At 53.1% G+C, this 12,297-nt stretch carries 12 protein-coding genes; 7 read left to right on the top strand and 5 right to left on the bottom strand.

What is annotated here, in order from left to right:
- Positions 1-17: 17 nt before the first annotated feature.
- Positions 18-512 carry a MarR family winged helix-turn-helix transcriptional regulator gene (locus LF929_RS08465; RefSeq protein WP_038908291.1) on the top strand — a complete coding sequence of 165 codons (495 nt, stop codon included), beginning with the start codon at positions 18-20 and terminating at the stop codon, positions 510-512.
- Positions 513-581: 69 nt separating this feature from the next.
- Here the strand turns inward: LF929_RS08465 and ompX are convergent, their stop codons facing one another.
- Positions 582-1,097 carry an outer membrane protein OmpX gene (gene ompX, locus LF929_RS08460; protein WP_012885093.1) on the bottom strand — a complete coding sequence of 172 codons (516 nt, stop codon included), beginning with the start codon at positions 1,095-1,097 and terminating at the stop codon, positions 582-584.
- A 373-nt stretch (positions 1,098-1,470) separates the two neighbouring features.
- Here ompX and rhtA point away from each other — a divergent pair, with 373 nt between their 5' ends.
- From rhtA to LF929_RS08430, 6 genes are all read left to right on the top strand, one after another.
- Entirely contained in the window at positions 1,471-2,352 is an 882-nt protein-coding gene (gene rhtA, locus LF929_RS08455) for a threonine/homoserine exporter RhtA (RefSeq protein WP_038904683.1), read from the top strand.
- A gap of 482 nt (positions 2,353-2,834) precedes the next feature.
- Complete coding sequence (dps, locus tag LF929_RS08450; protein WP_038908293.1) at positions 2,835-3,338, top strand: DNA starvation/stationary phase protection protein Dps; 504 nt, start codon at positions 2,835-2,837, stop codon at positions 3,336-3,338.
- 501 nt (positions 3,339-3,839) lie between these two features.
- Positions 3,840-4,586 carry a glutamine ABC transporter substrate-binding protein GlnH gene (gene glnH, locus LF929_RS08445; RefSeq protein WP_012885096.1) on the top strand — a complete coding sequence of 249 codons (747 nt, stop codon included), beginning with the start codon at positions 3,840-3,842 and terminating at the stop codon, positions 4,584-4,586.
- 155 nt (positions 4,587-4,741) lie between these two features.
- Positions 4,742-5,401: a glutamine ABC transporter permease GlnP gene (gene glnP / locus LF929_RS08440; RefSeq protein WP_012885097.1), complete on the top strand. Its 660-nt coding sequence runs from the start codon at positions 4,742-4,744 to the stop codon at positions 5,399-5,401.
- Positions 5,398-6,120 (top strand): glutamine ABC transporter ATP-binding protein GlnQ, encoded by a 723-nt coding sequence (glnQ, locus tag LF929_RS08435; protein ID WP_210174911.1) that lies wholly within the window; start codon positions 5,398-5,400, stop codon positions 6,118-6,120. Before glnP ends, glnQ begins: the two co-directional genes overlap by 4 nt.
- Positions 6,121-6,352: 232 nt before the next feature.
- Positions 6,353-8,080, top strand: coding sequence for a DUF1349 domain-containing protein (locus tag LF929_RS08430; RefSeq protein WP_210174912.1), 1,728 nt, complete (start codon positions 6,353-6,355; stop codon positions 8,078-8,080).
- Positions 8,081-8,222: 142 nt separating this feature from the next.
- Here the strand turns inward: LF929_RS08430 and tnpA are convergent, their stop codons facing one another.
- The 4 genes from tnpA to LF929_RS08410 all read right to left on the bottom strand — a co-directional run bounded on the left by tnpA (position 8,223) and on the right by LF929_RS08410 (position 12,292).
- On the bottom strand, positions 8,223-8,681 hold the full coding sequence (gene tnpA, locus LF929_RS08425) for an IS200/IS605-like element IS1541D family transposase (RefSeq protein ID WP_033570971.1): 459 nt from the start codon (positions 8,679-8,681) through the stop codon (positions 8,223-8,225).
- Positions 8,638-8,868 (bottom strand): hypothetical protein, encoded by a 231-nt coding sequence (locus tag LF929_RS08420; protein ID WP_368678965.1) that lies wholly within the window; start codon positions 8,866-8,868, stop codon positions 8,638-8,640. The genes tnpA and LF929_RS08420 overlap by 44 nt, the downstream gene beginning before the upstream one ends.
- Positions 8,869-8,895: 27 nt before the next feature.
- Positions 8,896-10,173 carry a phosphatase PAP2 family protein gene (locus LF929_RS08415; protein WP_226093644.1) on the bottom strand — a complete coding sequence of 426 codons (1,278 nt, stop codon included), beginning with the start codon at positions 10,171-10,173 and terminating at the stop codon, positions 8,896-8,898.
- A gap of 253 nt (positions 10,174-10,426) precedes the next feature.
- Entirely contained in the window at positions 10,427-12,292 is a 1,866-nt protein-coding gene (locus LF929_RS08410) for a M3 family metallopeptidase (RefSeq protein ID WP_226093645.1), read from the bottom strand.
- Positions 12,293-12,297 lie beyond the last annotated feature (5 nt).

Genomic DNA, 12,297 nt, shown 5'->3' with positions numbered 1-12,297 from the left:
CAAGATAAATTATACATATGACTGATCGAGCAGATAACGCATATAAGCAATGGCAACGAGAAAGACCGGATATTGATCCGTTTCCGATGCAACTGGTAGGGCGGCTGTTTGAAGCCTCGTTGCGGCTGGAACGGGATCATCTTAACCCGCTGTTTGCGCAGTTCGGCCTGCGTCCCGGTGAATTTGATGTACTGGCCACCTTGCGGCGTAGTGGTGCACCTTACGCACTGACGCCCACGCAACTGTACGAAGCGCTGATGATGTCATCAGGCGGTATGACGAACCGTATCGACCGGCTGGAGCAGGCACAATGGGTCGTGCGTCAAAGTAACCCGCAAGACCGACGCGGCACCCTGGTGAGGTTGACAGAAAAAGGACGGGAACAGGTCGAAGCCGTGCTGACGCAGCATATTGATAACGAACGGCAACTACTGGCATCACTGGATGCAGAAGAACAGCGACAGTTGAATGTGTTGCTCAAGAAATTACTGGCCGGTTTGCCACAGCAATAAAAAATCCGCCCGGCTGGGCGGATTTTTAAGCGTACGGTGATTACATCGCACCTGTCGCACTGGGTGCGATTAGAAACGGTAGCCTACGCCTACGTTCCAGCTGCCCACGTCAACGCTACGGATGCGGCTCTGTTCGTAGCCAACATCAAAGGCAACGTTCTGAACCGGGTTGAACTGCAGGCCAGCACCATACACAAAGCCAGCATCGCTGGTGCGGTTGTTGGAAGAACCGTCAGTTTGGTTGAAGGTGAACTTGCCTGCGCTCACACCCACCAGACCGTAGATGCTTGCCCAGTCATTGAAGCGGAAAGACGGACCTGCGCTGAAACCGTAGTACTGGTTCTTGTTGTAGGTGGAGTCAATAGTCTGGCTGTCTTGCAGGTAAGTGAAAGAACCTACCACGCCCAGCTGGCTATTATCGAACTCGTAACGGTACTTCAGATTGAAGCCCGGCAGTTTGTTCTGCACGCTCTGAGCGTCGCCCTGAGCATAACCCAGAGTAACAGTACTTTCACCAGCGACAGCAGAACCAGCGCTTACAGCCAGAACACAAGCTAAAGCGGAAAGACACGCGATTTTTTTCATAATATGCCTCGAATTTATCTTACCAAAGAAGATTTAAGCGAGGTAAATATAACAAAAAATTAGGGCACATGCTGCCTGGTTATTATTTTTCAATTAGGGCAAACATGTAACAAAATTTTTCAATATCAAGGTAATTAACTGTTTTAAAACAAAAAACAAAGTTCATTTTTGCATGAAAAAAATAATAACGGGCCGTTCTTTGATGCAGAGTTTTCTTAATTTTTTGATTAATTTTCAGGCTGATTTTATATCAAAAAAAAGATTTTCAAAGTGAGAGTAAATTAAGGTCAACAAGAGTAAACTAAGCGAGAATAATTTGTTCATTTATTGCCTGCTTTTCCCCGATTGCCCCACTGAATGTTAAGGCCCTGCAATGACCTTGATTTCCGCATTAAAAAACTCCGTTCTGTTGCCCGTATTACTGCTAATCATCGCCATGCTGTCCATCCAGACGGGGGCCGCGCTGGCCAAAACGGTCTTTCCGCTGATCGGCGCATCCGGCATGACGGTGCTGCGTCTGGCGATAGGCTCGCTGATTTTACTGATAGCGTTCAAACCCTGGCGGCTACGCGCGGGTTCCAACCGGTTGCCATTGTTGATTTATGGCATCACGCTGGGCGGCATGAACTATCTGTTTTATCTGGCGGTGCGCACCGTGCCATTGGGTATTGCGGTAGCGCTGGAATTCACCGGGCCGCTGGCGGTAGCGATACTGGCCTCGCGTCGGGTGTTGGATTTCGTGTGGATAGCGCTGGCCGCCGCCGGGCTGTGGCTGCTGTTGCCACTCGGTCAGCACGTCAATAATGTCGATCTCACCGGTGCGGCTTTCGCCGTGGGCGCAGGTGCCTGTTGGGCAGGCTACATCCTGTTTGGCCAAAAAGCGGGGGCCAGCCACGGTGCCGGTACTGTCGCGATGGGCTCGCTTATCGCCGCGCTGGTATATTGCCCGATAGGGTTGCTGTTCTCCGATATCAGCAGCCTATTGTCGATGAGCATCTTACCCATCGGCATTGCCGTGGCGGTACTCTCTACCGCCTTACCCTATACATTAGAAATGATGGCGTTGACCCGGTTGCCAACACGCACCTTCAGCACATTGATGAGTCTGGAGCCTGCGGTAGCAGCGTTATCCGGCATACTGTTTTTGAACGAGCACCTGACCCTCACTCAGTGGCTGGCGCTGGCATTCATTATTATTGCGTCTCTGGGCACCACGCTCAGCGTAAAAACACGTAGCGCCTCTGCTACATCCTAAAACACCGGCTGTCAGTATTGCTTTGCAATACTGACTCACCATTGCGGTGTCACTCTGGCTAAAAAATAATTTCCCACCGGTCATCCGGCTGGGAAATAGTGCGTTGATTAACTTTACTGTCTTCAATACTGTAATACTGCCTTCAATCGAAAGTGCCATTCTTCACTGATGCGTTATTAACCACCGCATTCAGAAAATCAGTGGATTATTCCAATAGCACTAAATGTGAAGTTAATCTTCTTGTTTTCGCAATCAGGCTGGCAACGTAAATCATTCGCCCTCCTTCTCCGATCTGCTTTCGCTTTTTTAGCGAGTGATGTGAGCGATAAATAACATGCCAACGGCGCGTTATTTCTCACTGACTGAAGCTATTCCTGTAATAGACCGAACTGAGCATCCCCGACTGATATCGACTGTTATAATTCTTTTCGTTGAAAGCCAGACTCATTATCAGCAACAGAAGAAATAAAGAGGATAACACTATGCGTACAGCCAAACTGGTAAAAGCAGCATCTGCTGACCTTATTTTCACCCGTAACGATCTGGACGATAACGTTAAAGCCTCGACCATCGCCCTGCTCAACCAGCTGGTCGTGGACTTTACCGATCTGTCGCTTATTACCAAACAGGCGCACTGGAATATGCGTGGAGCCAATTTCATTGCCGTACATGAAATGCTGGATACCTTCCGCACATCGCTGGTGACCCATCTGGATACCTTCGCCGAACGCGTAGTGCAATTGGGCGGCGTGGCGACCGGCACAGTGCAGGTCATCCATCAGAATACGGCGTTAGCCAGCTACCCACTAACACTCCACAGTGTGCAAGACCATCTGAAAGCATTGGCGGATCGCTATGCTATCGTTGCCAATACGGTGCGTAAAGCCATCAGCCAGGCGCAGGACGAAGATACCGCCGACATGCTCACCGCCGCCTCCCGCGATCTGGATCAGTACCTGTGGTTTATCGAAGCTAACATCGAATAATTCATCAATCACTACCGGCGGCTCTGCCGCCGGGTTTCTCCGACTGTTATCAGCACGTCCCCTTCACCGTTGTTCTCTCTGCCCCATTTTTCACGATTCTGACACCCTCAGACGCCGTGAAATAATATGCATTTTTTTTGCATCACTACTCAAAATGCATGTATGGTAGCCAAAAAATGTACAAAAAATTAGCGCTTGTCAGCAATATTACCTTTTGAACGTAATCAACGGTTGTGTCCCCTGCACAATTCAGTTATTCATAGCAGCGCGTTCCATAGGCGTTTCTGATGGAAGCACCATAATTATTAGCGGGTCTACCCGTCCTGTTTTGGCAACGACTCCCCCTGTTTTCTCCGCCGCACCGTCAACGGCAGCACGGCGGGCGACCCTAGCCGATGCCGTGCCATCAGCGTCATACCGACATGTCGGAGCGGGTGCAACACACCTGTAAGGTGCGGTGAGACAGTGGAATATATAACCAACGAGAGGAAGGACGTTTTGATGAAATCGTTATTTAAATCTTCACTGGCCGCATTAGCGCTGGCCTTCAGCCTGTCCGGTCAGGCCGCAGAGAAGCCGCTCATCGTAGCAACTGATACAGCATTCGTACCGTTTGAATTCAAGCAAGGCGACAAATATGTCGGTTTTGATATCGACCTGTGGGATGCCATCGCTAAACAACTGAACCTGACCTATACCCTGAAACCGATGGATTTCAGCGGGATCATCCCGGCACTGCAAACCCGCAATGTGGATCTGGCGTTGGCTGGCATCACTATTACTGAAGAGCGTAAGCACGCAATCGATTTCTCGGACGGTTACTACAACAGCGGCCTGCTGGTGATGGTACGTGCCGACAATCAGGACATCAAAGGCGAGCAGGATCTGGCCGGTAAAGTCGTAGCAGTGAAGAGCGGCACCGGTTCTGTCGACTACGCGAAAGCCAACATCAAAACCAAAGAGCTGCGTCAGTTCCCGAACATCGATAACGCCTATCTGGAACTCGGCACCAACCGCGCCGATGCCGTGCTGCACGACACGCCGAATATCCTTTACTTCATCAAAACCGCAGGCAATGGCAAGTTTAAAGCGGTAGGCGATTCCATCAAAGCACAGCAGTATGGTGTCGCGTTCCCGAAAGGCAGCGACGACCTGCGCAACAAGGTGAACGCGGCGCTGAAAACCCTGCGTGACAACGGCACCTACGCCACTATCTACAAGAAATGGTTCGGTACTGACCCGAAATAAGAAGCGGGAACACAACACGCGTGCTGAGCATGCGTGTTACCTGGTTAACGATGTACCAGGTTGAGTAACGTATCCGCTTAATAGCATTTAGGGTGCCGTCGGCCAGACCGTTCGGCACCTTGCTATTACAGAATGATTATTGCTGGAGAATGTTCATGCAGTTTGACTGGAGTGCCATCTGGCCGTCCATCCCGCTTCTGCTGGAAGGGGCGAAAATGACCCTGCTGATTTCGGTGCTGGGTCTGCTGGGGGGGCTGATAATTGGCGTACTGGCAGGGTTTGCCCGTGTTTACGGCGGCTGGCTGTCCAACCGTATCGCGCTGGTATTTATCGAAATAATCCGCGGTACGCCGATTGTCGTACAGGTGATGTTTATCTATTTCGCACTGCCGATGCTGCTGACGTCGATACGCATCGACCCGTTTAGTGCGGCTGTGGTCACCATTATGATCAACTCGGGCGCTTATATCGCGGAAATCACCCGTGGCTCGGTGTTGTCTATCCACAAAGGCTTTACTGAAGCGGGTCTGGCGCTGGGGTTGTCCCGTCGTGACACACTGCGTCATGTTATCGCGCCGCTAGCGTTGCGTCGCATGCTGCCGCCACTGGGCAACCAATGGATCATCAGTATTAAAGACACCTCGTTATTTATCGTCATCGGCGTTGCAGAGCTGACCCGCCAGGGACAGGAAATCATTGCCGGTAACTTCCGCGCACTGGAAATCTGGAGCGCAGTCGCCATCATCTATCTGGTGATAACGCTGGTGTTGAGTGCCGTTTTACGCTGGCTGGAAACAAGACTGAAAATTATATGATTGAATTTAAAAACGTATCGAAACACTACGGCCAGACGCAGGTGCTGCACGATATCAACCTGCAAATTAAACAGGGCGAAGTCGTCGTGATTATCGGGCCGTCAGGGTCTGGTAAATCCACCCTGCTGCGCTGTATCAACAAGCTCGAAGAGATTACCAGCGGTGAGCTGGTGGTGGATGGTCTGACCGTCAACAGCCCGAAAGTGGACGAACGACTGATTCGTCAGGAAGCGGGGATGGTGTTCCAGCAGTTCTATCTGTTTCCACATCTGACCGCGCTTGAGAACGTGGCTTTCGGCCCGATTCAGGTACGTGGCGCCAGCAAAGCCGACGCGGAAAAACTGGCACGCGAGCTATTGGGTAAAGTGGGTCTGGCAGAACGTGCGCACCACTACCCTTCCGAGCTCTCTGGCGGTCAACAGCAGCGTGTGGCTATCGCCCGTGCATTGGCGGTTAAACCGAAACTGATGCTGTTTGATGAGCCCACCTCGGCGCTGGACCCAGAGCTGCGTCACGAAGTCCTGAATGTAATGAAGGATCTGGCTGAAGAAGGCATGACCATGGTGATCGTGACCCATGAAGTGGGATTCGCCCAGAAAGTCGCCTCCCGCCTGATCTTCATCGATAAAGGCCGCATCGCTGAAGATGGTCACCCGGATGAGTTGATTTCCAATCCGCCCAGCGATCGTTTGCGTGAGTTCCTGCAACACGTATCCTGATAGCGCAGTGACGGCGGCCTTGACCAGGCTGCCGTCACTACTGGCTTCTGGCGCCTTCTGACTGCCCTTCACCGTTGCTGTTATTATCACCACATGATGTCCGACTATTCCGAGATTGATGCTACCGGGTTTGGCATTTTTTCCTGATTCCGATACGCTGCACGAAACGTTTGTCACGCATTATTCATATCACTTTTAAATCAATACGTTATCAGTTCACCAGGATGTACGCATGAAAACTCCCCGTTCTCGCCTTTCCCGACGCCGATTCAGCGCCCTGCTGGGCGGATTGTTTTTCAGCGCATATGGGTTCGCGGACGACACGCCGCCCACGGTCGATACGCAACGCAGTGCTGACACCGTCGCCTCATCCAGTACTTCCGCGCTCAATACTTCCACGCTCAATAATTCCGCATTCGATAAAGGCGATCAGGATCTGTCCTATCCGAAGATCAACGGTCTGTACCAACGACCAGCGACCAGCGGCGTCACGCTGGTCGGCGACAACGACGGCGAAGCGAATAAGTACGTTGAACCGATTAAAGGCTCAAAAGAAGGAAAGTACCTGTTATTACACGCCGGAGAGCACCTGACTTTGACCGGCCAGGGGTATTTTCTGATGCACTGGGAACTGAACTATTTCAATCATGGCGGCACCTTACTGGCAGACAATGCGCCATTGGTGACTACCTCGCAGGGTTTCATCAAAAAAGTGGCGTTAACCGGCCGTTACGCGCCGGATTACCCCCTTGACGGCGTACCCGGCCGCTCTGCGGTGTGGAACGCCGGTATCCAGACCAGCACCGGCAATCCTCTGGTGCCTTTCTCCGTTGGCGCACCGGCTGGTAACGGTGAAATCATGCCCAGTCTGTGGCTCAACGAGATTTTCTATCTGGACGGCACCGCGACCCTCACTCAGCGCGAAGGCCCGGTGGATTATGACATCAGCATCACGCCACTGACGCTGGCCGACGTAAATAACCGGCTGGCGGCAACGCGCTATCGCATTAACGCCGCCACGCTACGCGACGGTATCTCGTTGGATCCCTATACCGGCGCAGATAAGCCCCCCGTCTCGCCCGATAGCCTGACAGCAGGCGTTATCTCCAGCTCGGTGGTGCAATTGGACTGGAATGATGGCTCGGACAACGAGCGTGGCTTCGTCGTTGAATATTCGTATGCGGGTACTTTCGGCGAAGGATCCTACGACACCACGCCCCATCACTATGATGCTGGTGCGGTCTATACCAGTGCCAAATCGCTGGGGCCGAACGCCACCTCAATCGAGGTCGGGACGCTGGAGCCCAACACGACTTACGCCTTTCGGGTCAAAGCCTACAATCAAGCCGGTGATTCCGCCTACTCTAACGTGGTCACGGTCACCACACCGCCCGCCGCCGCACTCAGCAGCAATTGGACGCAGCAGGATATCGGGAAAACCGACACGCCCGGCTCCGCCAGCGAAGATCACGACGTGATTGCGCTACAAGCGCATAACGGCGATATGTGGGCAGAGTCTGACAGTGTCTATTTTGTGTATCAAAAACTGAAAGGCGATGGCAGCATTACCGCACGATTGATAGACCTGCGCTATAGCGACCCTTACGCCAAAGCCGGTGTGATGATGCGTAATACCCTATCCGACAGCAGTGCTTACATGCTGACTGGCTATATCGCCTCATCCGGCACGATGTCGCAATGGCGCAGTAAAGAGGCCAGTGCCACGGGCAGCCGGGGACGGTTTGCCAAATCCGAGAATGGCAGTCAGCCGACCTGGTTACGACTGACTCGTGATGGCAACGCCTTTATCTCTGAGGTATCCAGCGATGGGCAGAGCTGGACTACGCTCAATAAAGTCATCAATCAAAACATGAACGATACGCTGTACGTCGGGCTGGCACTCTCGTCACGCCACAATAACGGGAAAGTCAGTTTCGATAACGTGAGTATTGAGCGCTAGTCGTCCTCCGTTGCAGTTGGGTATAGCCACAAAATAAATATCCTCCGGCATAGCCGGAGGTTTTTCATATGCGCCTATAAGGCTCTGTTACCAGCCGCGCCCTAACAGGCGCATCGCAATCTGACATTTGCATCCAAATCCGTTACTTACGGCCCGTAAACGGGCTACCTGGATACGGGATTGATAACTGCTCGCCCAGTTTATCCTGCTCCAGTTGGTGCTTTATGTAGTCCCGGATCTTCGATGTATTTTTACCCACCGTATCTACATAATACCCTCGGCACCAAAACTCCCTGTTCCTATATTTGAATTTCAGATCACCAAATTGTTCATAGAGCATCAGGCTACTTTTGCCTTTCAGATACCCCATGAAGCTCGATACACTCATCTTCGGCGGGATCTCCACAAGCATATGTATGTGATCAGCACAGCACTCTGCTTCCAGAATCTGCACATTTTTCCATTCACACAGCTTTCTTAAGATACTCCCTACTACACGCCGTTTCTCACCGTAGAAGACCTGTCTTCGGTATTTGGGTGCGAAAACTATGTGATATTTACAGTTCCAGCGAGTGTGCGCTAAGCTCTTTTCGTCCCCCATTGGGACCCCCTTTTGATTTCTTGTTTGACCATTGCAGTTGCCAGACCGCAAGGTGTTTTAACAAATCAAAAGGGGTTTTTATATCCGCCCCAAAGCTGGAAGCTTTACGGAACCCCCAGCCTAGCTGGGGGTTTTCTATAGACAAAAAAGAGAGGCGTGAATCTCGCCTCTCTTCATCGCTCACCATGATTTCCCCCTGTGAAGAGGGAATTCTTTATTTCTTCGCGGATTCCACCGCATCATGCAGGTTCAGGCGCTGCCAGAAATTGGCATCCGCCCCACCGGCGGACAACGGATAACCGTCAGCAATGGCGGTTTTTACCATCAAGGCACGACGTTGGGCGGCGCTCAATTGAGGCAATGGCCCTTCCAGCAACACCTCAGCGCCTTCCGGCACCTTGACCGACTGGGCTTTCACCTTCGCCATCGGCAGGTTGTACGTCATGGTGTAACGGTAGAATGACTTCATGGCCGGGTCGGTGTAAGGGTCGTTTTTACCCTGCGGTTTGGCACATTCCGCCACTGTCGTGCCACAGGCTTTTTCCAGCGCGGTCCGCAACTGGGCTTTCGCCTCGTTGAACAACACGCGGTATTTCGGATCATTGAGGAAATGCGCCACGCTACGCTCGGCGGTCATGCGTCCACCGATGACATCCAACGGGTAATGTACCCCCAATACCAGACGGGAATATCCGTAGGTGGCGGCACGATCGAGGAGCGGCACAAAACGCTCTGGCAGCATCTGCGCCAACAGCAGTGCATCGTTATAGCCGCCATTGGTATGCCCGCTCGGGAATGAACCACCCGACGCCGTGTAAAGCGCATTGTCCGCTACGACAGCGGTATCCGGCACCAGATGGATGCTGTTACCCTCGTGTTTGAACGGACGCGGGTAGTTAAACGCGTTTTTCGCCGCAGAGGTACTGACGTTAGTGGCTTTAATCAGCGCAGCGGCTTTGCCGATTTCACCTTTCTGGTAGACAGCAAGAAACGCCTTGCCCAATTTCGGCCCCAGCGCTTCTGCCAGCGCATACAGATAGCGGGTATTTTCAGCATCAATCAGCGCTTTCTGCCGCAATGGCAGCGTCGCTTCCAGATTAATGCGCTCAACGGTCGCCAGGTTTTTCGCTAACACCTCGGCTGGCAGGGTTCTGAACCCCTCCAGCAATTTCACGCTGGCCTGCTGCTGGTCCTTCGGGTTGAACGCGTAACCGGTGGCTTTCAGCCATTTCATATCACCCTGCGGTTCCCCTTGATCCGGCGCTTTATCCAGCACGGCGCGTGTCAGCTTTGGCGCGGTTCCCTGTAGGGCTTTTTGCAGGTACTGCTGCACCCGTTGCTGCATTTCAATCACCGGCGCACTATTGCTGGCCTCGGTGGTCGTTTGCAGCAGGCTTATCTGCGGCAACTGGGTGTCACTACGGGAAGCGGCTTGCGCCTGGGCTGTCGCCAGTGAGCAAACCACCGCCATAAACACGTAAGAATAGCGCATGATATGTCCTTTTTTATTGTCACGGATTATCGTCAAAGACAGAAACAGCATCAGCCTAAGCGCTGCTGATGACAGTTCAGTGAAACTTTTTTAATAACAGGCACTTTCATTGCAAATTGATTGCAAATAACCACCAGACCAGTATAGGCAGGGGTTTGTGATGGCGCGAGAGAGCCGCACCGGTTTAGCGATATAAAAGGGTTATGGTGCAAGCAAAACAGGCGCTGTGGTTTGCCACAGCGCCTGTGCCTACTCAGGCATGAAGCAGATAGGTTTCATCAATCACACGGGCGAATGCCTGGCACATAACGTCATCGCCGTCCTGATTGTCTGCCAGCACCGTATCACCATCCACCACCTGGATATGGGCGTTGAGGGGGAAATCTGCCGCGGGTTGCGGGCGCGCCATCGCAGCGGCGATGGTGGCCTGCGCCTGCTGCCACACCTGCTCAACCGTCAGGTTGCACTCATGGGCCAGATAGTCTGGATTGAATCCTTCACCGGTCAGGCTGCGTAGCGTTTCATCGTGGCTCAGGCTATTGCCGGGTTGCCAGTAATGGCGCGTCAAATCCGGGCCAATCGCCGGGTTATCCGTCAAATAGCCATCACGCTGGCGGAAGAAATGCCGCGTTTGCTCTACCGCCATCGTTGCCAGCAGGTAGCCCTGATAGGAGCAGGCTGACTCCATCGACAACAAATGGGGGATCGCCATCGTCGGGCGTGGACTGCCGCTGATGCCGAGAATGCGTTGCTCAGTCTCGCGGGCCAGTTGCAAAATCGCCTCGGGCGTGCGCGCCTCGTCATCCATGCAGTACAACTGCCATTCGAAATACGGCACCAGCAAAATGTGGCGTTCGTTGAACGCCCGCATCGGCTGGCGGGCGCGGATATCGGCCTGAATCAACGCATCGGGGATCACCTCGCCTTGCGCGTTATAGGCATAGCGCTTGAGCCAGTCGGCATCCTGCAGCAGGCTGTCGCAAAACATCGACTGCGTTTCGGCGTAGGCCATTGACGTCGGCGGAAACTCCTGGGCAAAACACGGCGCATTCTGGCGGATATTGGCGAAATGCGCCGCATGACCCCCTTCATGGAACAACGTGTTGATACCGTTGGCACCACTGCCTACCTGATCTGGCTGCGCCAGACTGGTGAAGTTGATGCGCGCAGGCAACCACCGGCCTTGGTCGACAAACGGTGGCACGGGCTGGTGCATAAAACCGTTTTCATATTTCCCTTTGCGTACCAACAAATCGAGCTGCATTTGTGCCCCACGAAAGCCAATATTCAGACGTTTGAAGCTATCGACCCAGCGGGACAGAGACGCTGAAAATGGAAAGTACGGGTCCATCTGCCGGGTCACGTCGCCGGTACTGGCATAGCGCACGTTCCACGGTGTTAATGCGTCCTCGCCTTTCTCCACCGCCAGTTGACGCAGACTACGCAGGTTGGCCTCACGAGTCTGTTCTTCGAAGCGGTCAAGAATGGCGAATAACTGCTCCGGTGTCATGCGCTCGGTCTTGTTGACCTTGTAGTCAAAGTAGTTGCGATACCCCATCTGACGCGCAAAGCGGTTACGCAGGCTGACCAGCTCCGGAAATCCGTGGTTGACCAGCCACTGTTCCAAATCACGCAACGCCTGTTGCGAGCTACGCCGATGCGCCTCGTTATCATTGGTAGCCTGGTTGGTCAGCAACTCGCCAAGCGACGCGGCAACCAGTTCCCCTTGCTCGTCGATATGCATAGGTTGATAGGTTTTGCGACGGGCGAACAACGCGTGCTCAGCGGCAATCAACTCATCCATCAGCGCCTGCGCCTGCGGGTCTTCAATCACATTGCAGTCAAAAAAGCGATACCAGCCGCGTAAACCGTGCAGCAGCGCGTCACGCGCTTCACTGGCAGACTCCGTTTCAACCGTCGCCATGTGTTGGCGCAATTCGGCCAGCCGTGAGGATTGCGCAATAAAGCGTTTCCAGGCACTCTCTGCCTCGGAAAAGCGGGTAGCCACAGTCTCGTCGCCGGTCCCCATGTAACACTGCCAGAAAAGATCTTCTTTCGTTTGATGTACCACCAGATAATCGCGGTTCAGGGCGTCAAAATACGCCTCAGCCTGTTGCATGTGGT

Source organism: Dickeya oryzae (assembly GCF_020406815.2).
Taxonomy (GTDB): domain Bacteria; phylum Pseudomonadota; class Gammaproteobacteria; order Enterobacterales; family Enterobacteriaceae; genus Dickeya; species Dickeya oryzae.
Note: the sequence above shows the minus strand (reverse complement) of the source record. Positions and strands in the feature narration are given on the sequence as shown.